General features: G+C 37.4%; 24 protein-coding genes. 12 read left to right on the forward strand and 12 right to left on the reverse strand.

What is annotated here, in order from left to right; translation table 11 throughout:
- Positions 1–179: 179 nt before the first annotated feature.
- From AC07UV_RS03950 to AC07UV_RS03980, 7 genes are all read left to right on the forward strand, one after another.
- Complete coding sequence (locus AC07UV_RS03950) at positions 180–3611, forward strand: GAF domain-containing hybrid sensor histidine kinase/response regulator (RefSeq protein WP_495182792.1); 3432 nt, start codon at positions 180–182, stop codon at positions 3609–3611.
- A gap of 17 nt (positions 3612–3628) precedes the next feature.
- Positions 3629–4438: a CheR family methyltransferase gene (locus AC07UV_RS03955; protein WP_336044285.1), complete on the forward strand. Its 810-nt coding sequence runs from the start codon at positions 3629–3631 to the stop codon at positions 4436–4438.
- Positions 4439–4444: 6 nt separating this feature from the next.
- On the forward strand, positions 4445–5005 hold the full coding sequence (locus AC07UV_RS03960) for a chemotaxis protein CheB (protein ID WP_282250323.1): 561 nt from the start codon (positions 4445–4447) through the stop codon (positions 5003–5005).
- 22 nt (positions 5006–5027) lie between these two features.
- A complete protein-coding gene (locus AC07UV_RS03965; protein WP_495182793.1) occupies positions 5028–6629 on the forward strand; it encodes a response regulator in 1602 nt (533 codons plus the stop codon).
- A 55-nt stretch (positions 6630–6684) separates the two neighbouring features.
- Positions 6685–7218, forward strand: a complete 534-nt coding sequence (locus tag AC07UV_RS03970) for a plastocyanin/azurin family copper-binding protein (protein ID WP_282250327.1) — start codon at positions 6685–6687, stop codon at positions 7216–7218.
- 374 nt (positions 7219–7592) lie between these two features.
- The gene (gene lpdA, locus AC07UV_RS03975) at positions 7593–8999 is read left to right on the forward strand and encodes a dihydrolipoyl dehydrogenase (RefSeq protein WP_495182794.1); all 1407 of its coding nucleotides are present in this window, start codon (positions 7593–7595) and stop codon (positions 8997–8999) included.
- 67 nt (positions 9000–9066) lie between these two features.
- Complete coding sequence (locus tag AC07UV_RS03980; protein ID WP_282250329.1) at positions 9067–9471, forward strand: acyl-CoA thioesterase; 405 nt, start codon at positions 9067–9069, stop codon at positions 9469–9471.
- 152 nt (positions 9472–9623) lie between these two features.
- Here AC07UV_RS03980 and AC07UV_RS03985 read toward each other — a convergent pair whose 3' ends face one another.
- Positions 9624–9923 carry a DUF3817 domain-containing protein gene (locus AC07UV_RS03985; protein WP_495182795.1) on the reverse strand — a complete coding sequence of 100 codons (300 nt, stop codon included), beginning with the start codon at positions 9921–9923 and terminating at the stop codon, positions 9624–9626.
- Between the two features lie 244 nt (positions 9924–10167).
- Between AC07UV_RS03985 and lpdA (AC07UV_RS03990) the strand changes: the two genes are divergently transcribed.
- Complete coding sequence (gene lpdA / locus AC07UV_RS03990; protein WP_335996174.1) at positions 10168–11556, forward strand: dihydrolipoyl dehydrogenase; 1389 nt, start codon at positions 10168–10170, stop codon at positions 11554–11556.
- A 76-nt stretch (positions 11557–11632) separates the two neighbouring features.
- Here lpdA (AC07UV_RS03990) and AC07UV_RS03995 read toward each other — a convergent pair whose 3' ends face one another.
- From AC07UV_RS03995 to AC07UV_RS04010, 4 genes are all read right to left on the reverse strand, one after another.
- Positions 11633–12637 (reverse strand): LacI family DNA-binding transcriptional regulator, encoded by a 1005-nt coding sequence (locus tag AC07UV_RS03995; protein ID WP_282250332.1) that lies wholly within the window; start codon positions 12635–12637, stop codon positions 11633–11635.
- Between the two features lie 131 nt (positions 12638–12768).
- Positions 12769–13299 (reverse strand): HAD family hydrolase, encoded by a 531-nt coding sequence (locus tag AC07UV_RS04000; protein ID WP_282250333.1) that lies wholly within the window; start codon positions 13297–13299, stop codon positions 12769–12771.
- Positions 13300–13373: 74 nt separating this feature from the next.
- Positions 13374–13853 carry a hypothetical protein gene (locus tag AC07UV_RS04005; RefSeq protein WP_495182796.1) on the reverse strand — a complete coding sequence of 160 codons (480 nt, stop codon included), beginning with the start codon at positions 13851–13853 and terminating at the stop codon, positions 13374–13376.
- 103 nt (positions 13854–13956) lie between these two features.
- Positions 13957–14607 carry an ABC transporter ATP-binding protein gene (locus tag AC07UV_RS04010; protein WP_282256144.1) on the reverse strand — a complete coding sequence of 217 codons (651 nt, stop codon included), beginning with the start codon at positions 14605–14607 and terminating at the stop codon, positions 13957–13959.
- A gap of 172 nt (positions 14608–14779) precedes the next feature.
- On the opposite strand from AC07UV_RS04010, the gene sucC reads away from it, so the two are divergent.
- From sucC to AC07UV_RS04025, 3 genes are all read left to right on the forward strand, one after another.
- Entirely contained in the window at positions 14780–15973 is a 1194-nt protein-coding gene (gene sucC / locus AC07UV_RS04015; RefSeq protein WP_120261531.1) for an ADP-forming succinate--CoA ligase subunit beta, read from the forward strand.
- A 249-nt stretch (positions 15974–16222) separates the two neighbouring features.
- Positions 16223–17668, forward strand: coding sequence for an asparagine--tRNA ligase (asnS, locus tag AC07UV_RS04020; RefSeq protein ID WP_495182797.1), 1446 nt, complete (start codon positions 16223–16225; stop codon positions 17666–17668).
- A 153-nt stretch (positions 17669–17821) separates the two neighbouring features.
- Positions 17822–18442 (forward strand): L-threonylcarbamoyladenylate synthase, encoded by a 621-nt coding sequence (locus tag AC07UV_RS04025; RefSeq protein WP_495182798.1) that lies wholly within the window; start codon positions 17822–17824, stop codon positions 18440–18442.
- Between the two features lie 374 nt (positions 18443–18816).
- Here AC07UV_RS04025 and AC07UV_RS04030 read toward each other — a convergent pair whose 3' ends face one another.
- The 7 genes from AC07UV_RS04030 to tilS all read right to left on the reverse strand — a co-directional run bounded on the left by AC07UV_RS04030 (position 18817) and on the right by tilS (position 23810).
- On the reverse strand, positions 18817–19251 hold the full coding sequence (locus AC07UV_RS04030) for an SRPBCC family protein (protein WP_495182799.1): 435 nt from the start codon (positions 19249–19251) through the stop codon (positions 18817–18819).
- 249 nt (positions 19252–19500) lie between these two features.
- On the reverse strand, positions 19501–20064 hold the full coding sequence (locus tag AC07UV_RS04035; protein WP_495182800.1) for a Crp/Fnr family transcriptional regulator: 564 nt from the start codon (positions 20062–20064) through the stop codon (positions 19501–19503).
- Positions 20065–20079: 15 nt separating this feature from the next.
- Positions 20080–20409 (reverse strand): DciA family protein, encoded by a 330-nt coding sequence (locus AC07UV_RS04040; RefSeq protein ID WP_077437878.1) that lies wholly within the window; start codon positions 20407–20409, stop codon positions 20080–20082.
- Positions 20402–21505: a DNA replication/repair protein RecF gene (gene recF / locus AC07UV_RS04045; RefSeq protein WP_282250338.1), complete on the reverse strand. Its 1104-nt coding sequence runs from the start codon at positions 21503–21505 to the stop codon at positions 20402–20404. Before recF ends, AC07UV_RS04040 begins: the two co-directional genes overlap by 8 nt.
- A gap of 34 nt (positions 21506–21539) precedes the next feature.
- A complete protein-coding gene (locus tag AC07UV_RS04050; RefSeq protein WP_454879463.1) occupies positions 21540–21860 on the reverse strand; it encodes a DUF4834 family protein in 321 nt (106 codons plus the stop codon).
- Positions 21861–21948: 88 nt separating this feature from the next.
- Positions 21949–22443 (reverse strand): hypothetical protein, encoded by a 495-nt coding sequence (locus tag AC07UV_RS04055; protein WP_282250340.1) that lies wholly within the window; start codon positions 22441–22443, stop codon positions 21949–21951.
- A 35-nt stretch (positions 22444–22478) separates the two neighbouring features.
- Positions 22479–23810 carry a tRNA lysidine(34) synthetase TilS gene (gene tilS / locus AC07UV_RS04060; protein ID WP_495182801.1) on the reverse strand — a complete coding sequence of 444 codons (1332 nt, stop codon included), beginning with the start codon at positions 23808–23810 and terminating at the stop codon, positions 22479–22481.
- 99 nt (positions 23811–23909) lie between these two features.
- On the opposite strand from tilS, the gene AC07UV_RS04065 reads away from it, so the two are divergent.
- The gene (locus AC07UV_RS04065) at positions 23910–26414 is read left to right on the forward strand and encodes an OstA-like protein (RefSeq protein ID WP_495182802.1); all 2505 of its coding nucleotides are present in this window, start codon (positions 23910–23912) and stop codon (positions 26412–26414) included.
- The last annotated feature ends 76 nt before the right edge of the window (positions 26415–26490 follow it).

The raw sequence follows: 26490 nt of genomic DNA on the forward strand, positions 1-26490 counted from the left end.
GACTTTTTCTTCCATTATTTACAATATTGTATCTATTCGTATTTGTGACTATTTTAGGAATAGCAAGTTTTTTTGTTATTTTACATATATCTTTTTTTCCCCAGGTAATATCAGGAAAACTACCTACAGAAAAATGAACGATAGTTGGGCGACCAAAAATTCATTAAACTCATTCTCACATGGATCAAAAAAATTATAGAAAGCAAATTACCATAGGAGTGATAATTTCTTTTTCGCTTATTTTTATTTCCGCCCTATATTTTTTTATTTCTTTGCATCACATCCTTGATAATGAACGTAATATTGTTCGAATAGCCGAAAATAGATTTAATATAATTAATGAAATTAGATCAAACATAGATGATGTCAATGACATTAAACACCATTATTTCGCCAAAAGAGATCCTGCGCTGTTTATTCCTTACCAACTCGAACGAAAACAAACAGATGAGTTATTGAGAGCTATTAGTAAAGTGGACGAAATGTATGAGGTTTCACCACATGTGATCGAAACTTTGCGCAATGAAATTGTACTTTTCTACGATTTTGATAAAGATATCGCCTATGCCAAAACTAACAATGACACTTCAGCACCATACATTCACGAACAAAAAACAGCAATTTTCAATCAGATTGATATATTATCCAGGGATCTGCTCGATCAAAGAGCAAATCGACTGGAAAACTCCAGAAACGATCTTCAGCTCGCACAAAACATTACTTATCTCTTCATTGCGATCGGTTTAAGTGGATTTTTCTATATTCTGGCTAAAATTTTCTCGATTTCAAAAGTGTTAAGGTCAACAGTCAAAAGTCAACAAGAATCAAACAACCGTCTTCAACTCCTGCAAGATCAGACCAATAATGATAACTGGATTTTAAATGCGATCAATCATATTGATGAACAGCTACGCGGTGATTATAGCGATAAAAAAATAGCAGCGATCAGCCTAAATGCTATTACGGATATGACGAAAGCATTGGGAGGTACAGTTTATGTTTTTGATGATACTTATCAGGAGTATCAATTATGCCATAAAATAGGAATTGCTTCCACACAGCAGGTAAAAAAGAGCATTAAGGAAAATGATGGTATTTTAGGCGAAGTAGCTAACAAACATGTTGTTGTGAAAATCAAGGATATTGATCATGCTCATCTCGTTTTAGAGACTTCTTTATCCAAAAGGATCGAGACTGAAATTTACATTATTCCATTTACTTATGAAAATCATTGTGTTGGGCTGATGGAAATCTGTTGCCCGCTGGTAAATGAAAAAGAGGAACAGTTGCGATTCAATTTCTTGGATAAAGTAAAAGGTAACATCGCTATTATTCTTAAAGTTGCGCAGACTCATGGCAAACTCGCCGATCTCTATGAAGAACTTCAACAGCAAACCGAGGAACTGGAGGCACAACAAGAAGAATTAAGGACGACTAACGAAGAATTAATCCATAAAACCCATTTACTAGAAGCTTCCGAAGAAGAGCTACGGGTACAACAGGAAGAGCTCATCCAGACGAACAATGAATTGGATGAGAAGGCAAAATTACTCTTTGCTCAAAATGAAGATCTAGAGAAAGCAAGACAGGCAATCGCTCAGAAAATAGAAGAAGTTGAATTATCAAGCAAGTATAAGTCTGAGTTCATGGCAAATATGAGTCACGAATTAAGGACTCCACTTAACAGTATTCTTATACTTGCCAAATTGTTGCAGGATAACAAAAAGGAAAACTTGAATGACGATCAGATAAAATATGCCTCGGTCATTCATAGTGCAGGTTCGGACCTCCTTCACTTGATCAATGAGTTGTTGGATTTAGCAAAAATAGAATCTGGAAAAGTCGAAGTTCAAAAAGAGCATATCAACACGAATTACCTGGTCAATTATATTAAAGACTTTTTTCATGATACCGCTGAATCAAAGATCATCAAATTCAATGTCGAAATTGATGGAGATACACCGCAGGAATTTATTGGTGACGAGCATCGCATACAACAGGTGCTAAAAAATTTATTGTCCAATGCTTTTAAATTTACTGGTGAAAATGGTACCGTATCACTCAAGATAAATGTCGAGGATGGAACCATATATTTCACAGTCCAAGATAATGGTATTGGGATCGCTCCAGAAAAACAAGAACTTATCTTCGACGCCTTTAAGCAGGAAGACGGTTCCACAAGCCGCAAATATGGTGGTACAGGACTTGGCTTGTCCATATGCCGTGAAATAGCAAGTCTATTAAAGGGAAGAATCACACTAAACAGTAAAGTTGACGAAGGCAGTGTGTTTATTTTCAGTTTGCCATTAGAAGCGGGCGCTCAAGATGGAAAAATCTCCGAATTACCCGTCATTGAAACAAATACAACAATTGCATATCCTCAATTAGAAGATATAACGATCGGAAAAGACCAATCAATTGACAATAGTAGTAAAAACAATAAACTGTTAATTATCGAAGACGATTTCATCTTTGCGGATATCCTCAAAGATTATGCAGTTCAAAATGGTTACGATGTCTATATTAGCTACGATGGACAGGATGGGCTCAACAAAGCACGAAACTTAATGCCTGCAGCAATCATATTAGATATTATGTTGCCAAAAATGGATGGGTGGGAGGTACTACGTAATCTTAAAAAAGCGACTTCGACAAAGGATATCCCCGTACATATGATGTCCGCAGGAACATTTCTCCATGATGAACCAATATCTGCTGGCGCTATCGGGTTTATGTCCAAACCTGTATCTGAAGAATCTCTCGCCGAAACTTTCCTGAAGATCAAAGCTTCAACAAGTCATCCTATTAAGAAAATTCTACTGGTAGAGGATCAAGAAATTCAAAGTGATTTTATCAAGCAATCTCTTGAAGAACAAAATATTCAAATATTTCAGGCATTCGATGCACAACAGGCGCTCGATCTATTGATTCAGGAAAAAATCTTCGACTGCATCATTATGGATCTAAATCTACCTGATAAATCTGGTATTGAACTGCTCAATGAGATCAAGTCGAATAGTGAATTTAAGGATCTGCCGATTATTATTAATACCGCAATGGAGTTAAGTCCTGAACAAACATCAGAAATTTTGCAACATAGTCAGGCCATGGTATTAAAATCAGCCAAATCCAACAATAGATTAATTGACGAAGTCAATTTATTCTTAAATAAAATCCGAAGTAGCAAAACGGAATATCATTCATTTAATAATAGTTCATCTGTACTTGTGGAGAACAATTTAGCTTCCAAGACAGTATTGCTGGCAGATGATGATATGCGAAATATATTTGCTTTAAGTACCGCGTTCGAGAGCTATGACATGAAAATAGAGATCGCCAATAATGGTCAGGAAGCATTGGATATCTTAGCACGCAATGAGCATATCGATCTTGTTTTAATGGACATTATGATGCCCGTTATGGACGGCTATGAAGCTATCGAAAAAATAAGGGAGAACAAGAAGTTTTCGAATCTTCCCATTATCGCTGTTACAGCAAAAGCTATGAAAGGTGACCGGGAAAAGACAATCGCAGTAGGAGCAAACGATTATATTAGCAAACCAGTTGATGTGGATAAATTGATATCTTTAATGCGTGTATGGTTGAGTTAAGCAATAAAATAGCAGCAATGATCACTTTTGAAGAGTTGGAGGAAATTATTGACATTATCAAAAACCTCCACGGCTACGATGTTTCCGGATATACAAGGTCATCCTTAAAGCGGCGTGTTACCAGAATTATGGAGCTCAATAAGCTAGATCTGGTCGAATTAAAATCCAAATTAATTAACCAACCAGGCTTCAGTACTTATCTTTTACAGGAAATTACGGTCAATGTGACTGAAATGTTTAGAGATCCGGAATTTTACAAAGCGTTAAAAAATGATGTCTTCCCTTATCTGGCCACCTATCCTCATATCAAGTTGTGGAGTGCAGGTTGTTCCACAGGGGAAGAAGTTTACTCATTGGCAATTCTACTAAAAGAAGCTGGGCTCTATCAGCGTTCGTTTATCTATGGAACGGATATCAACACAAAAGTATTGGAAAAAGCCAAAAGAGGCATTTATTCTTTAGCAAAGGTGAAAGACTACTCTGAGAATTTCATTAAAACGGATCCCAAAAGTTCTTTATCCGAGTATTATACCGCGATGTACAATGCCGCCACGATAAATAATAGCCTCAAGAAGAATGTTCTTTTTTCCCAACACAGTTTGGTTTCCGATCGGGTATTTAATGAATTTCAGTTGATCACATGCCGTAATGTGTTGATTTATTTTGACACAAACCTCCAGGAAAAGGTGTTGGATTTATTTTATAATTCACTCTGTCACCTTGGTTTTTTATGTCTGGGTTCAAAAGAATCTCTGATTAACTACAAAAATGCAGCAAAATTTAAGGTCGTAAATAAAAAGCACAACATTTATCAAAAAATAGGTTAGATCAAGATGGAACGGAAAATTCTTTTATTAGCGGGATCTGCAGGCGGGTTTAGCGTTATTTTAAACATCCTAAAAGCCTTGGAACGTCCTATTCAAATACCGGTCATCGTTATTGTGCACAGAAACCCTAAATATGCATCGAGCATCGAAGATACATTATCAAAAGCGTTATTGCAGAAAATAAAAACAGCAGATGATAAAGAAACTATAGCAGATGGAACAATCTATTTTGCCCCCGCGGGTTATCATTTGCTCATCGAGCCTGATTATAGCTTTTCTTTAGATATCTCTGAACCCGTTCAATATTCAAGACCATCAATTGATGTAACCTTCGAATCTGCAGCCGAAGTCTATAAAGAAAACTGTACCGCTATTTTATTTTCTGGAGCTAATCAGGACGGCGCGGAAGGGTTGTTGATGATTAAAAAATATGGTGGCAGCACTTTTGTACAAGATCCACTGGATGCTGAGGTCCCAATTATGCCAAAGGCGGCCATAGAATTAAATGCGCAAGATAAGATCTTAACAATAGCCGAAATAAAAGATTACATCATGCAATTAACCTAAAGTTGTATTTAGATTTGATATAATGAAGAAGATTAATATATTGATCGTCGATGATAAAATTGAAAATATTATCAGTCTCACAGCTCTGCTGGAGGATATCGAATATGTAAATATAATTAGTAGTACGGATCCCAACGAAGCCTTAAAAATCTGTTGGAAAGAGGAAATAGATCTTGCCTTAGTCGATGTACAGATGCCCGAAATCAATGGATTCGAATTTGTTACTTTTTTGAAGAAAAACCCAAAAACGAATCACATTATTCCGATCATGGTAACGGCTATTTCGAAAGAGGATAAGTACCTTATTCAAGGACTTAACAGTGGAGCTGTAGACTACCTATATAAACCTCTTAATCCAGAAGCTACCATAGCAAAAGTCAAATCTTTTGTTCAGCAACTATTGATACAACAGGAAATTAAAGAGAAAAATATCGCTTTAGAAGAATCGAAGCAAGCGATTCTTAAAGCGAAAGAGGAAGCTGAATTAGCAAGAAAATCAAAGGAAACTTTCTTAGCTAATATGAGCCATGAAATCCGTACCCCTATCAATGGCATTATGGGGATTACCCAAATGCTAAAAAACTCACAGCTTAGTCTCGAACAAGAAAACTGGATCAATAAACTCGATTCAGCATCTCAGAACCTACTAACAATTATCAATGATATATTAGACTTGTCCAAGGTCGATTCTGGCATGATGAAACTTAACATGGAATCCACTTCAGTACATGATATTACAGATGATTTGAATAATCTATTTATTGATAAGGCAAATTATAAGGGATTAAATTTTTATATAGATGTGGACGACCGGATAAACAGTTATTTTTTAACTGATCCACTTCGTTTAAAACAGATTCTAACAAACTTTATCTCCAATAGTTTCAAATTTACCTCAACGGGCTCAGTCATTTTAAAAATTCAACTTCTAACAGAAAGTGATTTGCAAATTGGTTTGCAGTTTCAAGTCATAGACACAGGCATCGGCATCGTCGAAGAAGCTTTGGAAAAAATATTCATTGCTTTTGAGCAAGGGGAAGACAGTATCACAAAAAAATTTGGTGGTACAGGTTTGGGTTTAGCAATTGTAAAACGTATCGCTGCCCTTCTCAATGGAAAAGTATTCGCATCAAGCGAATATGGTAAAGGAAGCATATTTTCTTTTGAATGTGCCTTTGACAAAATAGAAGATAAACCCCTAGAAAAAGAAACACAAGTGCTTTATACCGAGTTACCGAAATTTAATTCGCCGATGATCCTTATTGCCGAAGACAACGAATTAAACAGTTTTATGTTAGCGAATATTCTGAAAAGTTGGAACTGCGAAATTACACTGGCAACAAATGGACAGCTTGCATTAGAGGAAATAAACAGAAAAAAAATAGATTTGGTATTTATGGACGCACATATGCCCCTTATGAGTGGTTTCGAAGCAATTAAAGAAATACGTCGCCATCCTAATCCAACAATTGCGAATATGCCCATCATATCCATTTCGGCTTCGGTTTTAAAGGCCGAACAACAAGAAGCTATGGATGCAGGTGCAAACGAAGTCGTTGGGAAACCATTTGATCCTATCAAATTATATAAAACAATTGAAGCTTTATTGTCAAAATTGAAATGATTGTTTCTATTTACCAATGAAATCATTAATTTTAAAGAATTAACAAAACGTAATAATGAAAAAACTTTTTATGATACCAGCAGTTGCAGTTGCTTTGTCAATTGCATCTTGTGGCGGAAACAGTGAGAAGTCTGGCAAATCAGCTAGTACAGAATCGACAACTTCAACAGAAAATCAAGCGACAGAAACAATACCTGGAATTGAAAACGTGGCTATTTCTAACAGCTTATCTTTAGAAGGTAACGATCAGATGAAATTTGACAAGGATTTATTCCGTGTTAAAGCTGGCGAGCCAGTAGAATTATCCTTCAAAAATGCGGGTACCATGCCAAAAGAATCTATGGGACATAATGTTGTCATCCTTAAACCAGGTGTAGATCTTCCAACTTTCGGTGCTGAAGCTGCAGCAGCGGTTGCTGACGAGTATATTCCAAAATCAGCATTATCCTCTATCGTTTCCCACACAAAATTATTGGGTCCCGGTGAAACAGATAAAATTACATTTACACTTGAAAAAGGAGTATATTCTTTCATCTGTAGTTTCCCTGGTCATTACGGTGTAATGCAAGGAAAAATCGTTGCAGAATAATAAAATAAAAGTAAAAAGGATATTCAAATCTGGATATCCTTTTTGTTAACCTATCCTTTGCTCTTGTCTAGGACAGAAAAAAATCCTCTCAAGTAATCTTTCAATATCTATTATTGCCTATATCCCGTTGCTCTTCATAAGCACACCCTTTCAATATTGATGCATCAGTATACTTTACTTCTAGAAGCTTCGCCTCTATATATATTTTTCTTCCATACAAATTATCGAACTTAGATTATTTTAAAAGGGATAAGCCGCACTTCTTTTATCAAAAAAATGTAAAGTAAGTCTATTCGATTACAAATCGCAAGTTTTGATTTCCTATCCCATTAATAATCATTAAATTTGTACTACTAAAAATTAAAACGTAATCAATGCAATACGACGTAATTGTAATCGGAAGTGGTCCAGGCGGATATGTAGGAGCTATCCGTTGTGCCCAATTAGGATTAAAAACAGCTGTTATTGAAAAATATAGCACATTTGGTGGTACTTGTCTTAACGTTGGATGTATTCCTTCAAAAGCGCTTTTAGATTCTTCGGAGCATTACCACAATGCTGCCCATAATTTTGATGCATTTGGCATCAGTTTAAAAGATCTTAAGGTAGATATGGCAAAGATGATTGCTCGTAAAGACGATGTCATTGCGCAAAATACTGCCGGTATTACTTTCTTATTTAAGAAAAACAAGATTGACAGTTTCCAAGGTGTAGGTTCATTTGTGGATAAAAACACCATTAAAATAACGAAAGCAGATGGTTCTACAGAACAGATTACTGCCAAAAATGTCATCATAGCAACAGGATCAAAACCGACTTCGTTACCATTCTTGCCAGTTGACAAAAAGAGAATTATTACTTCTACTGAAGCCCTTAATTTAAAAGAGATCCCAAAACACCTTATCGTCATTGGCGGTGGTGTAATCGGTCTGGAATTAGGCTCAGTATATGCTCGTTTAGGCTCAAAAGTTTCCGTAGTTGAATTTGCGAAATCTATCATTGGCACAATGGATGGTGGCTTAGGAAAAGAATTACAACGTGTTTTGAAAAAATCATTGGGTATGGAGTTCTACTTAGGTCATAAAGTAACAGGTGCTGCAGCAAAAGGTAAAACTGTAAAAGTAACAGCTGAGGATCCAAAGGGACAAGAAATCACATTGGATGGTGACTACTGTATCGTTGCAGTTGGACGTACAGCTTATTCTGAAGCTTTAGGCTTAGAGAATATTGGCATTACATTAGAAGAAAGAGGCAAGAAAATCCCTGTAAACGCACACTTAGAAACTTCTGTTCAGGGCGTATTCGCAATTGGTGATGTTATCACTGGAGCGATGTTGGCGCACAAAGCGGAAGACGAAGGAGTATATGTTGCGGAGTATATTGCTGGACAAAAACCACATATCGACTACAACTTGATCCCTGGTGTAGTGTACACATGGCCCGAAGTAGCTTCAGTTGGAAAAACTGAAGAGCAACTTAAAGAGGCTGGCGTGAAATATAAAGCTGGATCTTTCTCTTTCAAAGCTTCTGGCCGTGCAAAAGCATCCGGTGATACAGATGGTTTCGTAAAAGTACTGGCTGACGCTACAACAGACGAGGTATTAGGCGTGCATATGATTGGTCCACGTGCAGCTGACATGATCGGTGAGGCTACTGTAGCGATGGAATATCGTGCTTCCGCAGAAGATATCGCGCGCATCTGTCATGCTCACCCAACCTATACTGAAGCTATTAAAGAGGCTGCGTTAGCTGCAACTGCAAATAGAGCAATACACGCGTAAGCGTTAAACAGAATAAACTTAAGGGGAAAAGGAAACTTTTCCCCTTTGTCATAAATACCTATATCAGATGAATTTTTATACAAGAAAATGGGTCAAACCCGAAGACCTTAACCCCAATGGAACATTGTTCGGCGGAACACTTTTACGTTGGATAGATGAAGAGGCGGTCATTTACGCCATAGTACAATTAGGGAATCCAAAGGTGGTTACAAAGTTTATATCTGAAATAAACTTTGTAAATTCCGCGAAGCAGGGAGATATTTTGGAATTAGGTATTGAAGCGATCAATTTCGGAACAACCTCTTTGACAATGCGTTGTGAAGTCAGAAATAAAATCTCAAAGAAAACAATCCTATCCATCGACAAATTGGTGTTTGTCAATTTGGACGAGGATGGAAATCCCACCCCACATGGAAAAGATAGTATAACCTATGCTTATATGGGGATCGAGAAAACAGGGCGGGAAGACTAAACATCTCCCCTGCCCCTATGGTATAAATATGTATTTTTTATAAAGCTTTATTTGGAAATTTGCGATCGCAAATTATCAAGTACGATGTGGCATGCTTAGGCATGTAAGCCTAGGGCTTACACTATTGGGATCTCTATGCGAATATCTCAATATTAGGATTTCTGTCTTTTGCCATCGATTTCCTTCTTTAGATCCAACTCTACCCAAAATCCAAGGATTGGAACCAAAGAAGCCAAAAAGTACTTTGTAGCTTTTAAAATAGGCCACTTATATTCGACAGTAGACATGATGAGCATCACAACGAATATAACGACAAAAAAGCCATGAATGGATCCTGCGATCTTAACAGCCTCTGGTATTCCAGCAAAATATTTCAGTGGCATTGCAATGAAAAACAAGCAAATCGTGGAAATAGCCTCCCACAACGCAATCTGTCTAAATATTCTTAACATAATGATAAACTGTGTATTGTGAACTTCAAAAATAAGACTCTAAATACAGTTGAGCCATTATTTTTTGCCCTTTTACCAAGACGTGACATTATCCATTATACAATGACATTGTTTTATCAAAAACCGCCAATTTTACAATAAATAGTTCATATTCATCAGAAAAAATACGTACTTTTGATTGAATATAAGGTTCGATACCTTGGTATTTGAAGCTATAACACTCAACTACAGAATATTTATTTATATGAATTACGACATCATTGTAATCGGTAGTGGTCCAGGCGGGTATGTTGCTGCCATTAGAGCCGCTCAGTTAGGGTTCAAAACAGCGATTATTGAACGCGAATCATTAGGCGGAATTTGTCTAAACTGGGGCTGTATCCCTACAAAAGCATTATTGAAAAGTGCTCAAGTATTTGAATATTTAAACCATGCCGCAGATTACGGCATCAATGTTCAAGGTGGTGAGGCTGATTTCGAAGCTATCGTCAAAAGAAGCCGCGGCGTAGCTGAAGGAATGAGTAAAGGTATTCAGTTCTTGATGAAAAAGAATAAAATTGATGTCATCAATGGAACTGCAAAAATTAAAAAAGGTGGTAAGATCGATGTGAAAGGTGCAGACGGTTCTACCAAAGAATATGCAGCAAAACACACCATCTTGGCGACAGGTGCACGTTCACGTGAATTACCTAACTTACCACAAGATGGCAAAAAGATTGTTGGCTACCGCCAAGCAATGACATTACCTAAACAACCAAAATCTTTAGTTGTTGTTGGTTCTGGTGCTATCGGTGTTGAGTTTGCTTATTTCTATAATGCAATTGGAACAAAAGTGACTATCGTTGAGTTTATGGATAGAATTGTTCCGGTTGAAGACGAAGAAATCTCAAAACAACTAGAAAAAAGCTTAAAGAAACAAGGTATTAATATCCTTACTAAATCAGAAGTTCAATCTGTTGACACATCTGGAGAATTGAGCAAGGTTTCTATTAAAACTGAAAAAGGTATTGAAGTAATCGAAGCAGAAGTTGTATTATCTGCAGTAGGTATTGCTCCTAATATCGAAAACATAGGCTTGGAAGAGGTTGGTGTAAAAACTGATCGTGGCCGTGTTGTCGTAGACGATTTCTACAAAACAAATATTGAAGGTGTATACGCTATCGGTGATATCGTTAAGGGTCAAGCTTTAGCACACGTTGCTTCGGCAGAAGGTATTACTTGTGTTGAAAAAATCAAAGGTCTTCATGTAGAACCTATTGATTATAACAACATCCCTGGATGTACTTATTGTTCTCCAGAGATTGCTTCTGTCGGTTACACTGAAAAAGCGGCAAAAGAAGCTGGATATGAAGTTAAAGTAGGTAAATTCCCATTCTCTGCTTCAGGAAAAGCTTCTGCAGCTGGAGCAAAAGACGGTTTCGTCAAAGTTATCTTCGATGCAAAATATGGTGAATTCCTAGGTGCACACCTTATTGGTGCAAATGTTACCGAAATGATCGCAGAGGTTGTTGTTGCCCGTAAATTGGAAACAACAGGACATGAAATGATCAAAACAATCCATCCGCACCCAACAATGAGTGAAGCTATCATGGAAGCATGCGCCGATGCATACGGTGAAGTGATCCACTTATAGTTACATATAATCATAAAAAAGAGGGGAAAATCATTCGATTTTCCCCTCTTTTTTATGATATTCATTTAGGTGAAAATTACATCACCAATCTCGACTTAAAAACAATTTGTTGATCCGCTACATCTGAATTCTCGATTCTTTCGAATAGAATTTCGGCTGCCTTACGCGCTTGCATACCTGGAAACTGTTCGATACGGCCCATTGGAGGATTTTCCATATACTGCCAAAGTGGATAATTAGCATAACTAATGAAGAAGATATCTTGATTTAAGACCAGTCCTTTGTTGCGCGCTGCTTTCATCAAATCCAGTGTAACAAAGTCATTGAAAGAAATAATCGCTGAAGGTCGTTCGGACATCGCAAATATGCTATCCATTGCTTTTTCATTTCCTTCCGTACTCAGGTCCGTTTCAATAATATTCTTTTCCAAGATATCCATCCCATTTCGCTTCATTGCAGATAAATAGGCTACTTTTCTATCCTCACTTGCAGGCAAAGTCTTTGGCCCGTTGACCAAAGCAATGACTCTATGACCACGGGCAACAAAAGCATCAACAGCCTCATTCATTCCTGTGGATAAATCGCTTTGAACTTTATTGATATTTGGCAAACTAGGGACACAATCAAAAAAGACAACTGGGATTCCAGATGACTCCAATTTTTCTATAAACTCCAAATTGGTCGTCTTCTTCCCGATAGACATCAAGATACCATCTACCCGATGGTTTTTAAATGTTTTTAGAATCTGTTCTTCCCGATCAGGATCATCCAACGACTGTCCCATTAAAACAGTGTACCGCTGTGCCGAAGCAACATTTTCGATTTCGCTTATTGCAAACGAAAAAAATGGTTCTGAAAGACTGGGTAAAATCACAGCTATGGTAAATGTTTTACGCTGTTTAAAAAAAATAGCTGTCTGATTGGGTTCGTAGTTCAATTCTTCGGCCATTTTTTTTACACGCATTGTTGTTACCAATCCAATACTTGGATGATCATTCAATGCTCTTGACACCGTGGAAGGACTGATTTTCAGCTTCTTGGCAATTTCCTTAATCGTGGCAGGCTTGTTCACTTTATTCATAAATCCAAGGGCTTTATATAAAAATAGGGCTTTTATATCCCTAATCATAATTTTTTTTCAACAATGTTTATTCTGTATATTTTATAGTCAAAACACTGTTAGTAGATAATACAAAGATAATCAATGCAAACTTAGTCCACAAATTGAATCGCAGTGATATCCACCGCAAATTCCTGTACTAAAAATTGAGCAGGGTCTATCTGCCGGAAAGCAAGCTCGTCCTGAAAATAAATTTTTATCCGATTGCTAAACTCACCCCAGTCTACAAATTTCACCTTGTTCAATTGCTCCAGTGGATTCCCCTTTGTCAAAACACATATTTTCTTACCTTCCGCACTCAGTTGCGAAAATAACGCAGTAATATGTTCAAAAAGATGCAATTTAAGTGGTAATACAGCGTTTACATGTAATCGTTCAAAATGCTCCTTGTACTTCATATCAAATCCAAATGTCGCTTGTGCATGTTCAAATAGGGATTCCTCCCCTTGATTTTCCAAATGGTTTTTCATAAAGTTGACCAAATCACCCTGCGGAGGAAAGGTCTCCGTGAATTCTATAAAGTTGGCAAAGAGATAATAAACTTGGAGTAAGTAGTCTTTTTTCGGAAAAAGAACATCGTCCAATTCAAAGACATATACTTTTTTTTCTTCTGGAAACATCATCACTAATAGATCTTTAAATTAAAAAAGTTGAACAGATTATGCCCAACAGATAACGAATAGAGAATCGGATCATATTACTTCGACACACAGACTAATGCAAACTCTTCAGCAGAATCCGAAGTGACCAAAAGTCCATCCAATGTATTTTCGTATATCTCCTCGCCCAATAAATTATTGCCCTTTGAAAGCAAAACATAAGGAAGATCAGCCGGAGGGTTCTCAATGATAGAAAATGTTTCAAGGATATCCTTATCTGGAACAAGAACTGAGATCTGATATTCATCAAATAAAACTTTGGCTTCGGCCAATGGTTCCAGTTCGAAACCACCTAAAGGTAACACATAATCAACCTGTTGATCTAAACTCAGTTTTAGCACCTCATGCGCAAAAGTTGGTAGCAAACCCTTTGGAATGGCTGCATAATTCCCAGATTTTAAAAGCAACTCGGGAATCTCTTCCGAACTTGCATACAAAACTTCAAAACTATCTGAAAGTTTTCTAGCAATACGCATTGCCAGAGGTCTAGTTCCGAAAGTTATCAATATTTTCTTCATCAAATAAAATGTTATTCATCGGCAATTAAGCCCTCAAAGATTCGCCCAATAAATCTTTCTTATACCCTGATCTATAAGCACAATAGCTTTCCTATGAAATAGGTTATACAACCAATCCATCACGCATATGAATTGTTCGATCCGATATACGGGCCAATTCTTCATTATGGGTGACGATGATAAATGTTTGCTGGAATTTGTTTCTAAGATCAAAAAACAACTGATGTAAGGCTGCTGCATTTTCGGAATCTAAGTTCCCAGAAGGTTCGTCAGCTAAAATGATTGAAGGATCATTCATCAGAGCCCTAGCCACAGACACACGTTGTTGTTCACCTCCAGACATCTCAGCAGGCTTATGATCAATACGATGTGAAACCCCAAGTAGCTCCAATAGTTCTTTCGCTTTCGCTTCGGCTTCGGCTCGTCCCTGTCCTCGGATAAATGCAGGAATACACACATTTTCCAATGCGGTAAATTCAGGCAATAAGTGATGAAACTGAAAAACGAAACCAATATGCTCATTACGAAATGCACTCAGCTTTTTGGCACTCAGTTTATGGATATCGACACCATCAATAAAAATCGAACCTTGGTCAGGTTTGTCCAATGTTCCGATAATATGCAAAAGTGTACTTTTACCTGCCCCCGAGGCTCCGACAATACTTACAATTTCACCTTTTTCCACGGTTATGTCGACGCCTTTCAAGATGGGCAATGCCCCATAAGCTTTGTGAATTCCTTTGGCTTGTAACATCATAGGGCAAAGATAAATAAATTTACGATATCACACCTTTGAATAAATAAGCAGTTATTTCTCTATTTCAGCCATTTTATTTTTCACAAATGTCAAAAAATAGATAAAAGAGCAATTTATCCCTTGTCTTATCCCTCAAAAAAGCATATTTTTACGCCAAATATTTTTGCAAATGAACATTCACGAATATCAAGGAAAACAAATACTAAAGAGCTTTGGTGTGCGCGTACAGGAAGGTATCGTAGCAGATACTCCAGAGCAAGCTGTGGAAGCGGCTAAAAAAATGAAAGAAGACTACAATTCCGACTGGGTTGTTGTCAAAGCTCAAATTCACGCTGGTGGCCGTGGTAAAGGTGGTGGTGTCAAGTTAGCTAAGAACTTAGATGAAGTCAAACAAAAAGCAACTGACATCATTGGTATGCAATTAGTAACGCCTCAAACTGGACCTGAAGGTAAAAAAGTAAACAAAGTTTTGGTCGCTCAAGACGTTTACTATCCAGGTGAAAGCGAAACAAAAGAATTCTACATGTCTGTATTATTAGACCGCGCTACAGGACGTAACATTGTTATGTACTCTACAGAAGGTGGTATGGACATCGAAGAAGTTGCAGAAAAAACACCGCACTTGATTTTCAAAGAAGAAATCGATCCAAAAGTAGGCTTACAAGGATTCCAAGCACGTAAAATTGCTTTTAATCTAGGTCTTTCTGGTGCTGCACACAAAGAAATGGTAAAATTCGTTGCTGCACTTTACAAAGCATACGATTCTACTGACTCTTCTATGTTCGAGATCAATCCGGTATTAAAAACTTCTGATGACAAGATCTTAGCAGTTGATGCCAAAGTAAATCTTGACGAGAATGCATTGTACCGTCACCCTGATTACGCAGCTATGCGCGATGTAACAGAAGAAGATCCAACGGAAGTTGAAGCTGGTGAATCAAACCTTAACTATGTTAAACTTGACGGTAACGTAGGTTGTATGGTAAACGGTGCTGGTCTTGCAATGGCAACAATGGATATCATCAAATTAGCTGGTGGTGAACCTGCAAACTTCTTAGATGTTGGTGGTACTGCAAATGCTGAAACTGTAAAAGCTGGTTTCAATATCATTTTGAAAGACCCTAATGTAAAAGCAATCTTGATCAACATCTTCGGTGGTATCGTTCGTTGTGACCGTGTAGCGCAAGGTGTCATTGATGCTTACAGTGAAATTGGTAATATTCCTGTTCCTATCATCGTACGTCTTCAAGGTACAAATGCCGAAGAAGCGAAAAAATTAATCGATGAATCAGGCTTACAAGTTTATTCTGCAATCTTATTGAAAGAAGCTGCTGAACTAGTAACTAAAGTATTGAAAGGTTAATTCCTTCAATCATCATAAAGCTTAAAAGCGGAACAACTGAGTTGTTCCGCTTTTTTTTGCTCCCAAGGCAGCTATTTTTTGCTGAGTTTGACGCAAATAGTGGTCGGATAAAACTAGGTTTAGAAGCTTATTGATCCTTCATTCAGCGAATTAAATCAACATTTATACCCAATAAACCAATAGAATAGCTTATTTTTGTATTGCTTTTTTAACAAAGCATCTTTTACAAGTCATTCTCCAAAAATTAAGATGGAACACACAAGAATAAAGGAACTATTGAATGCCACAGAATTCGGCAAAGAGGTCGTTGTTAAAGGTTGGGTAAGAACTTTCCGTAACAATCAATTTATAGCAATTAATGACGGTTCGTCAATCAATAATATTCAAGCAGTAGTCGATTTTGAAAATACACCTGAAGATATCCTAAAGCGTATCACTACCGGAGCTGCAGTTCGTGTAAAAGGTCAATTGATAGAATCGCTAGGTAAAGGACAAAAGGTAGAAGTTAAAGCTACTGAAGTAAGCATTATAGGAGATTCAGATCCTGAAAAATACCCTTTACAACCGAAAAAACACAGTTTGGAATTTCTACGTGAAATTGCTCACCTACGTTTTCGTACAGGCACATTCAATGCGGTATTCAAAGTACGTAACGCTTTAGCTTTCGCCGTACATAAATTTTTTCAAGAAAATGATTTTGTGTACATGCACACACCGATTATCACAGGTTCTGATGCAGAAGGTGCCGGTGAAATGTTTCAGGTGACTACCTTAGATTTGAACAACCCGCCGCGTAAAGAAAATGGCGAAATTGATTTCAAGGAAGATTTCTTCGGAAAATCGACAAATCTTACTGTATCTGGTCAATTGGAAGGTGAGCTCGGTGCAATGGCTTTTGGGAACATCTACACTTTTGGGCCAACCTTTAGAGCTGAAAACTCGAATACAACGCGTCACTTGGCTGAATTCTGGATGATTGAACCAGAAATGGCTTTCTATGAATTGGAAGACAATATGGATTTAGCCGAAGCTTTACTGAAATACGTGATTAAATACGCTTTGGAAACTTGTCCTGAGGAAATCGAATTTTTGAAAAGCCGTTTGTTAGAAGAAGAGAAATCAAAACCAGCAGCAGAACGTTCGGAATTAAATTTGGCTGAAAAACTGAACTTTGTCTTAGAAAATAATTTCGAACGTGTAACTTATACTGACGCTGTTGAAATACTAAAACGTAGTAAGCCAAACCAAAAGAAACAATTCAAGTATCTAATTGATGACTGGGGAGCTGATCTACAATCTGAACATGAACGCTATTTAGTGGAAAAACACTTCAAAAAGCCTGTTATCCTAACTGATTACCCAAGAGAGATCAAATCTTTCTACATGAAGCAGAATGAGCCTGATGCTCAGGGTCGCAATACTGTTCGTGCCATGGATATTCTTTTCCCAGGTATCGGTGAAATGGTCGGCGGTTCACAACGTGAGGAAAATCTGGACCGTCTATTAGCGCGTATGGCCGAAGTAGGTATACCAGCAGAAGAAATGGAATGGTTCTTGGATACACGCCGCTTTGGTTCGGTGCCACATTCAGGATTTGGTGTAGGCTTTGAACGCTTGGTCTTATTCACGACCGGAATGACAAATATCCGCGACGTAATACCATTTCCTCGCACACCGAAAAACGCAGAATTTTAATATAAAGAACAACAGCCAAAACAAAATATTTTGGCTGTTGTTCTTTAAGAGATATTAGATTTGAGTATTGAGATATTCGATTTTAAACACTAAACATAAGCCTTTGGCTTACGAATGTCTCTATTTTTTAATTTTGACTTTTTAATTTACTACATGCTCATCAAAATATATAACGACAATCCCAATCCAAAAGCCATAGCGCAGGCCGTTGACATCCTGAGACGTGGAGGTGTAATCATTTACCCTACAGATACCGTTTACGGTATAGGCTGTGATATCACACAACAAAAGGCAATTGAACGTGTCTGTGAGATCAGAGGCTTAAAACCCGATAAAGCCAACCTCTCTTTTATCTGTTACGACCTGACCGATATTTCACAATACACCAAATCTTTCGACACCGTCGTCTTTCGTGTCCTTAAGAAGGCATTACCCGGACCTTTTACATTTATCTTCAACGCTACCACCAAAGTTCCCAAATTATTAAGTTCGAAGAAGAAGACTGTGGGTATTCGTGTGCCAGACAATAACATCGTTCGGGAAATTGTGAAACAATTAGGTAATCCGATTGTGACGACTTCCATCCACGATGAAGACGAAATTATTGAATACTCTACGGATCCCGAATTGATCTATGAGAAATACCAAGATCTCGTGGATGCCGTTATTGACGGAGGCTATGGGGACAATGTCGCTTCAACAGTAGTAGACCTTACAGAGGGAACCTTTGATGTTATTCGTGAAGGAAAAGGTGATTTGGAACAATACTTATAGTATTTAGTATTCTTCAAATAGCGCAGGACTATTTAACATTTCAACAAACATCTTAACAAACCAACAAAGATCAGCCTAGATTAGATTGTTGGTATTTTGTGTATAAGATCTACTTTCCGATATTTCAACACTCACTTTTCCACAAAAACAACCACTTATTAACACCTGAAATGTTAATAAGTGAAACATACATATGTAACCATTGATCCAAAATGTGTACAACTCTACACTTATCAACAGCTAAATGTGAATAAGATAAATAAGCAAATCTAAAGGGTTATCAACACAAAAATGTTTATAACAAGCTTAAAAGCTCTTTGCCATCGAAATACGATGTGTATAACAGATCCAAATTCACATAACAATGTTGAAAGTTAACAATTCAACTCCACACGTTGTTTCAATGCTGCATTGAAAAGTTCAAACCCCTGCCTCGTTGTCAACAATAACTTTCCGCAGAATGGGATTAATAAACCCGAAAACAGCTCACCTTGAATAAGTCGAACCTGCCCCTCCTCCATTTGCTCCAATATAAAATAATGTTCGCCATCAAAGATTCCAGGAATAATTAGCTCACCTTTCCAACGCAGCTCACGGTTGGAGTCAATACGCAAAAAACGTGGGTTCATCTTTATTTTAAAACCATCGGGTTGTTCTAGCATGACTGAACAACGCTGTCCCAATACGGGGTCCTTTTCAAAGCTTTTAATCGTTGGACTCCACACTGGATAAGTTTTGAAATCTGTCAATACTTGCCATACTTGTGCGACTGTCGCTCTAATCATGGTACTTGTCTCAATCTTTTTCATTGTTTTATAAATTTATTATCCCTGTTTAATGATGCCCACATGCTTACCCGAATGGCCTTTATTGGTTGCTATACCCAAGATGGATTCATTGGATTGAATTACTCCAGAAAACAAGTGTGCACAAGGCATTTTCAGATTAAATACCTTATTACAGAAATTCTGGCGCAATTCAAAGCCCAAAGGCCCCTCATTTACTATTGGAGATAAAACAAAACTAGGATACGAAATGGAGACAGCTCTTGACTTTTATCAAGAACTCATTTTTGCACGGATACGACTGAGTGTTTCGGGGCTCATACCCAAAACTGAGGCAATATATTGAAGTGGTACTTGATGGAATAGGAATTTATGTTGCTCAAAATACTGTTGATAACGTTCTTCCGCTGTCAAACAAATAAAATCTGAAATTCGTTGCTCCATCGCTCCGAAACATTTTGCTAAAAATGCCTTTTCAAATTTATTCCATTCAATAACCTCAGATTCCATCTTTTGATAATCTAATTTTGATAAACGGTACAAATAACAGTCACTGATACATTGAAAATTCCATTTAGAAGGGGTATCAAAAATAAAAGAAGAGAGATCTGTAACAAAATGATTAGCAGTACCGATCCACTGTGTAAATTCTCCTTTTTTACTCCATGCGTATTGACGAATCAGTCCTGATTCAATAACAAATAAATTGGAAGAATAGTCTCCTTCTTTGATAAGATAATCTCCTCTTTTGAGTTTAATTTGTTCGAAACTTGCGAACAATTTTTCTTGAGTGGTTTTGGGAGGAGGAAATAGGTTTTCAAACAATTGATTAAACATAGCTACGAAAGCAAACTACAAGATCACGACTTCTTCGATGATGACGTGTCCTACATACTCGTTTACCCTTCCGAGGATTTGCCGACGCATTAATGCCAGTTCGTTTTTAATAACGGCAGACTCCACACGCACAAATAACTTTTTGTCTCGCACATAAAGCTGTTGCGTACGGTTGGCAATTGCTTTACCAATCAACTGAGGCCATACCGAAGCGATTGAGGTCTCATCAAATTTTCGACGCAGCTTGTAAGCTTCAAGGAGGCGTTCTACCCCCTGCTTAATGGTCATATCATCACTTGACCGAATAAATTCTAGGCTCTTTTTCGTTGGTTGCTTCTTATACATTCACTTGTCCTCCTTCGATACCAAATATACGAACAGGGCGGTTGATTTCGTTAAAGATTCGTTGAATTCTTTTCGAATCTGTATCCGTTAGAAAAATTTGCCCAAAATCATCCTCAGAGACCATCTGCATTAATTTATGGGTACGACGATCGTCGAGCTTATCAAAAATATCATCCAAGAGCAGCAAAGGTTTGAATCCCTTTTTCTGTTGTAGATAAGAATATTGAGCAAGTTTTAAAGCAATGAGAAATGATTTTTGTTGGCCCTGTGAACCAAATTTTTTCAGTGGCATTCCACCATGAATAGTAAATATCAGATCATCCTTATGAATTCCCTGACTGGTGCGTTCCAGCATACGGTCACGCTCAAGGTTCTTCTCCAAAATATTCAAGAAAGAATCTAACATTAAAGGAGATTCATACTGTAGTTGGACCGATTCAGCATCTTCGGTCAGGAATTGATAGTGTCGATCAAATTCTGGTTGGAACTCTGCCATAAATGATCTTCTCTTTTCAAAGATAATATTGCCGACTTCCTCCAGTTGAAAGTTAAGAATTTCGATTAAGCCTAGATCCAAGATATTGGTCTGACGGGCTTGCTTCAGCACGCTATTTCGTTGGGTCAGAAACTTATTGTAGATAATTAAGGTATCTAGGTATTTATTGTCAGTTTGTGAAATCACATTATCCACAAACTTTCGGCGTTCTTCGCTGCCATCTGTAACGATTACACTATCATTGGGTGATATCATGACCAAAGGGAAAAGTCCGATATGATCAGCCAATCGCGGATAATCTTTTTTATTTTTTTTAAACTGTTTTTTTTGATTCTTTTTTAGGCTGCAGGAAATAACATCACTATTCGATTCCTTATCAAATTCTCCCTGCACCATAAACCAATCATTACCGGATTTGATATGTTGCGAATCAATAGGATTAAAATAGCTCTTACAAAGTGATAAGTAGTGGATTGCATCCAATAGATTGGTTTTACCAACACCATTATTCCCTGTAAAAGCATTTACTTCAGGGAGAAATTCCAAAGAAGATTCTGAGTAATTCTTGAAATTTAGAACAGAAAGTTGCTTGAGCCACATAGCCACAAAGATACGCTATTTGGACCGCTAAAAATTATTTTATTTCCTCAAAATCGACAAACTCACCAGCTGTCTCTGTCCCCTTACGCTCGGGAGTTTCCTTCGGTGGAATATAGTCAACCTGAATTTTCCCCTCTGGTTGGGATCTTTTATTTTCTTGCTGTCCTTGACCAGTAAATTCGTAATAGAAAGTACCACCTTGTCCCTGACCGCTATATGCTCCCCCCTGTTCCTGCGCCTTTTTCATCAACTTTTCAGCTGCTTTGCGCATCGCAAACGGTAAAAATAATTTGAATAAGAATCTTACTACAAAGTAAACAGCGACTGTAATAAGTATAAATTTTAAAAATGCCATAGTTAATTCGTTGCTATTTTCTCAAATTTAACCAATAACTCGATAAACTGTTGTCTTTAAATTGTCAGATAAGAAATATTAACAAATTTTAAGACTTTCCCAATTTCCCTTTTGTGTCCATGATGGTGCGGTATAACTCTTCTTGCCGTTGAGTCCCCAACACATAAGTTAACCCATCTTTATCTGTTAGATATACAGCATTTTTCCCACCCGCAAAAAACTTAATCTTTCCTTTGGTATGCAGATTATAAACAGGATTATTAAAAAAGAATGTACTATAAGGAGCCTTTTCAACCTTCGAGATGGAGGCCAGATCAATTTTCACAACTCGCGTTGACCAAAGACCGCTGATCAAGATATGATCCTGAAATACCTCAATTCGAAACAAGACCATATACATCATCACAATAGATGTAATAATAATCCCAACTCCGACGATGAAAAACAATTGACTGGAGATCAAATGATCCAAGTTTAGATAAAATGCCGTAAAGCAGAATAGCACAAGTACCAAACGCACGCTTATCCAAACACGGTCACGTCCTAAATATTGATTTTCCGAATAGAGTACACCTTCTTTCATTTCTTTTATTAGTATTGGGATAGTAGACTTAAGCCTTAATCACATTTACAGACTAAAGTAAGGACTTTTTTTGTATTGCTGGTAATCTTATAACGATTATCCATACGATAATTGGCTAGCCAAAGGATATCGCCATTACCGTTCACCACAATGGGAATATTTTCCTTTTCGAATAAGCTGATTTTTTTATTGATGAAAAAATCGCTCAGTTTTTTCCTACCTTCCATGCCTAAAGGATAAAAACTATCCCCGACCTTCCATGAACGAATTGTTAAAGGAAAGACAAGCAGATCGTAATCGAGTTTTGCGATCTCTTTATTGTTGGTGATGGTAAGCTCGGTAGATACCCCAGCATGGAAACAATAATGCTTCCACTCTACGGTTGATGTTTCCGAAGTGATTATTGCTTCGTCCGAAGATATAAATTCCTTTTCTCTGATAAAAAGTTCATTTCTATCCAAAAGCATATTGTAACAATCGGATTGAAAAATACGACCTGATTCCTTGGCCCAAGCCTGTTGCAAATCACTTAACACTGCTTTTGAAAAATTAAAACCAGAGAACAATTCGTATAATAAAGGTAAATTATTCAAATATTCTTCCAGGTCCTCCTTACGTACTACCCAACCATCGCCCGTTGTCTGAAAAAGTTTGTTACGAATGGGTTCGACAAATTGTTGTAACAAGAGATATGATTCCTTAAAGTGTGTAATATTCTGTTCAAAAATCTGTTCAAAATCAGGTTGTAGTTTTTTGAAATGAGGAATAATATCTATTCGTATCTTATTGCGAGCATACTTTGTCGAAAAGTTAGATTGATCATCCCGATAAGCAATAGCATATTCCTGAACGTAATATTCAATTTCACTTGCTTTGAGAAATAAAAGTGGTCTAATGATACGATCTCTTAGGGGTAAAATTCCCTGAAGACCTTGTAATCCAGTTCCACGTGAAAGATTTAACAGTACGGTTTCAATGTGATCATTGAGGTGTTGGGCCACAGCAATTCGGTCAAACTGAAGTTCCTCCCTAAGCTGCTCAAACCAGGTATAACGGAGTTCACGTGCAGCCATCTGGATAGAAATTTGGTTTTCCTTGGCATAGGTCTTAGTATCAAATTGATTGACAAATATTGGAATTCCATTATCAGAAGCAAACTTTCTAACCAAGGCTTCATCCAACTCAGAGTCTTCCCCACGCAACTGAAAGTTACAGTGTGCGATAGCGATCCTAAAGCCCGCTTTTGCAAATAAATGTGCCATCAACATCGAATCTTTCCCACCACTTACTGTAAGCAATATTTTGTCATGAGGCATCATTAAATGCTCCTTTTCAATATATCCCTTTAATCTTTCCAGCACATTCATATAACAAAGTTACGGTATATTTTGTCCGAATGACAAATTCAGATCTTAAAATTTGTGAAATCCAATAAAGTAGCAATTAAAATCCATATTTTTGCCCTTGTGAGACAATACATTTTTACCCTTATTGTATTAATTTTAACTGCCTTGACGGTCCAAGCGCAGAAACAGGACGAATTAAAGTTACTTTCTTCGTCGCATATTATTACTGGAAAAAACGGTAACGTTGTTTTCTATCGTCCAGTTTATGAGCATGTTGGTTCGACGCTATCGTCTGACAGTGGGTATTTACATAATGATAAACTAGGTCGTCAATTCTTTGAAGCGTATGGAAATGTAATCATCACCCAACCTGATGGCACACAGATATTTTCCAATAAACTGCATTATGAAGCTGCCATGCAGTTAGCCACATTGACGGGAGCTGTCCGTATGGTCAGTACTAGTGGATCGATATTGACCACCGACCATCTGGTTTATAACATGCGTAGTAAAATTGGAAACTATTATAGTGGTGGACGTATTCTCTCCGGAAGTGACACCATCACCAGTCAACGCGCGACTTATTTCGAAAATACTGGCGAATCCTATTTTAATCAAAAAGTTGTTGTCCGATCAACCAATGTTAAAGTCTATACAGACTCCATGAAATACAATGGCAACACCCGCATAACGGATTTCTACGGCCCTACAAATATGAAAGGAAACAAGGGTGAAAATCTATATACTGAAAAAGGTCGTTATCATATGGCAACTGGTCAGGCTTATTTTTCAAAAAACAACCTATATACAGAAGGCACTAAATTCCTTAAGGGGGACAGCCTTTTCTATGACAGACAAGTCGGTATCGGCAAGGCCGTGAAAAACGTTGTCTTTGTAGATACGCTGGATAAATTCTATGCTTATGGTGGATATGGACTCTATAATGGAAAAAACGAATCCATCACCATGACCGATAAACCTCTGGTTGTTTCGGTGGTAAAGAAAGATTCCACCAAAAAAGATTCTGTCTCATCCTTGTCGGCGGTGCAGCAAAAGTCCGAAAAAGAGCTAAAAAAAGAAGCCAAGGAATTAAAGAAAGCTGAAAAAGAAGAGCAGAAGGACAAGGAAAAAAACAATAAAACTGAAATTGTTGCTAATAAGGATTCTAAAAAGAGCTTAACGGAAAATAAAAATATCATCGGAAAGGATGAAAATTTAAAGGAAAACGCCGAAATGGACTCTGTCTTTATGACTGCTGATACCCTATTCTCCCAAATGATCTTCCGTCGAGATTATGTTGCCCGAGATTTTAAATTAAACCGTGAAGGGGGAGCCATCGAAGAAGACGATGAGGTCGATTATGGCGATAAAGATTCCATTTCTTCGGATGTAGATTCAACCAATACCCTACAACAAGCAGCAGATAGTCTTAAGAAAGGCATAGATAGTTTGCACGATAAGGAAATCAAGAAACCAGTCCTTGACAAGGTGGGCAAGAAATTACCGGATACGGTTACAACCAACAGGCAGAATATTCCGAAAAAACAACCGGTAATAGCGGGGGATCAAAATCGCATCGAAATTGAAAGAAACCTGAAGGCCGATAGTATCTTGCGTAAAAAAGCAATCATTCCTAAAGGCGGGGAATCAGATAAGATTATGGGTGCAGCACTAAAAAATGCACAAGAAGGAAAAAGAGATTCCCTATCACAAGATACTGCTAAAACAAGGATTCTAAAAGCCTACTATAATGCGCGACTATTTAAATCCGACCTACAAGCCGTTGCTGATTCTATGTATTATGGCATGCAAGATTCGATGTTTAGGTTAATGGGAAAACCGATGATGTGGGCTGAGAATTCGCAGATATCGGGCGATACAATATTCCTACAGGTGAAAAATCAGAAACTGGATAACTCCCTATTGGTTGGAAATGCATTTATGGTCAATGCTACTAGTGATTCATTGAAATTTAATCAGATTAAAGGACGAAAAATCACCAGTTTCTTTACCAATAACCGTATGGAGCGCCTCTTTGTTGATGGGAATGCCGAAAATATCTTCTATAACATCGATGAGAAAACCAATGTAACGACAGAACTCGTTCATGACCGAAGCAGCCGTTTCAAAATTCTGATGGAGAATAATAAACTTCAAGAATATGTTTCTATCCGAAAAGTCGATGGAAAAGTCTATCCGATTGCAGAAGTTACAGCGGATAAAGAATTTTTACCAAACTTTACATGGCGCCCTGAAGACCGTCCTAAATCCAAGGATGATCTATTAAATAGGAAACGTGATCTTTCCAAATCCTCTTTTACAGCTCCAACAGAAAAGGACAGCGATGACAATGGAAAAATGAAATCCAAGCCTAAAGAGGACAAAGGAAACTCTCAAAAAAAGACCAGCGATGCTAAATCTGAGGCAGACGTTACTACAAACAAAACAAACGGTAGTGCTAAAGCAGCCAAGCCCGAAGCAACAACGACTAAATCGCCAATAAAAAAGGACATTGCTTCTACAACAGATAAAAAAACTGTTAAACAGGATTCAACGAATCTAAAACCATCAATACTACCAGCACAAGATAGTACTCAAATATCCAAAAAGAAAGAAGTAAAATAATCTGTATATAAGATAAAAGCAATCGGGGCAAAATTGATATTTTGCCCCGATTGCTTTTATCGTCAGAAATAAAGTT

It is taken from the genome of Sphingobacterium sp. GW821-FHT03E03 (assembly GCF_059420745.1).

Excerpts from the sequence above, each read along its gene's own strand:
- AC07UV_RS03950 (WP_495182792.1), top strand. The coding sequence starts at position 180 with ATGGATCAAAAAAATTATAGAAAGCAAATTACCATAGGAGTGATAATT.
- AC07UV_RS03955 (WP_336044285.1), top strand. The coding sequence starts at position 3,629 with ATGATCACTTTTGAAGAGTTGGAGGAAATTATTGACATTATCAAAAAC.
- AC07UV_RS03960 (WP_282250323.1), top strand. The coding sequence starts at position 4,445 with ATGGAACGGAAAATTCTTTTATTAGCGGGATCTGCAGGCGGGTTTAGC.
- AC07UV_RS03965 (WP_495182793.1), top strand. The coding sequence starts at position 5,028 with ATGAAGAAGATTAATATATTGATCGTCGATGATAAAATTGAAAATATT.
- AC07UV_RS03970 (WP_282250327.1), top strand. The coding sequence starts at position 6,685 with ATGAAAAAACTTTTTATGATACCAGCAGTTGCAGTTGCTTTGTCAATT.
- lpdA (WP_495182794.1), top strand. The coding sequence starts at position 7,593 with ATGCAATACGACGTAATTGTAATCGGAAGTGGTCCAGGCGGATATGTA.
- AC07UV_RS03980 (WP_282250329.1), top strand. The coding sequence starts at position 9,067 with ATGAATTTTTATACAAGAAAATGGGTCAAACCCGAAGACCTTAACCCC.
- AC07UV_RS03985 (WP_495182795.1), bottom strand. The coding sequence starts at position 9,923 with ATGTTAAGAATATTTAGACAGATTGCGTTGTGGGAGGCTATTTCCACG.
- lpdA (WP_335996174.1), top strand. The coding sequence starts at position 10,168 with ATGAATTACGACATCATTGTAATCGGTAGTGGTCCAGGCGGGTATGTT.
- AC07UV_RS03995 (WP_282250332.1), bottom strand. The coding sequence starts at position 12,637 with ATGAATAAAGTGAACAAGCCTGCCACGATTAAGGAAATTGCCAAGAAG.
- AC07UV_RS04000 (WP_282250333.1), bottom strand. The coding sequence starts at position 13,299 with ATGATGTTTCCAGAAGAAAAAAAAGTATATGTCTTTGAATTGGACGAT.
- AC07UV_RS04005 (WP_495182796.1), bottom strand. The coding sequence starts at position 13,853 with ATGAAGAAAATATTGATAACTTTCGGAACTAGACCTCTGGCAATGCGT.
- AC07UV_RS04010 (WP_282256144.1), bottom strand. The coding sequence starts at position 14,607 with ATGTTACAAGCCAAAGGAATTCACAAAGCTTATGGGGCATTGCCCATC.
- sucC (WP_120261531.1), top strand. The coding sequence starts at position 14,780 with ATGAACATTCACGAATATCAAGGAAAACAAATACTAAAGAGCTTTGGT.
- asnS (WP_495182797.1), top strand. The coding sequence starts at position 16,223 with ATGGAACACACAAGAATAAAGGAACTATTGAATGCCACAGAATTCGGC.
- AC07UV_RS04025 (WP_495182798.1), top strand. The coding sequence starts at position 17,822 with ATGCTCATCAAAATATATAACGACAATCCCAATCCAAAAGCCATAGCG.
- AC07UV_RS04030 (WP_495182799.1), bottom strand. The coding sequence starts at position 19,251 with ATGAAAAAGATTGAGACAAGTACCATGATTAGAGCGACAGTCGCACAA.
- AC07UV_RS04035 (WP_495182800.1), bottom strand. The coding sequence starts at position 20,064 with ATGTTTAATCAATTGTTTGAAAACCTATTTCCTCCTCCCAAAACCACT.
- AC07UV_RS04040 (WP_077437878.1), bottom strand. The coding sequence starts at position 20,409 with ATGTATAAGAAGCAACCAACGAAAAAGAGCCTAGAATTTATTCGGTCA.
- recF (WP_282250338.1), bottom strand. The coding sequence starts at position 21,505 with ATGTGGCTCAAGCAACTTTCTGTTCTAAATTTCAAGAATTACTCAGAA.
- AC07UV_RS04050 (WP_454879463.1), bottom strand. The coding sequence starts at position 21,860 with ATGGCATTTTTAAAATTTATACTTATTACAGTCGCTGTTTACTTTGTA.
- AC07UV_RS04055 (WP_282250340.1), bottom strand. The coding sequence starts at position 22,443 with ATGAAAGAAGGTGTACTCTATTCGGAAAATCAATATTTAGGACGTGAC.
- tilS (WP_495182801.1), bottom strand. The coding sequence starts at position 23,810 with ATGAATGTGCTGGAAAGATTAAAGGGATATATTGAAAAGGAGCATTTA.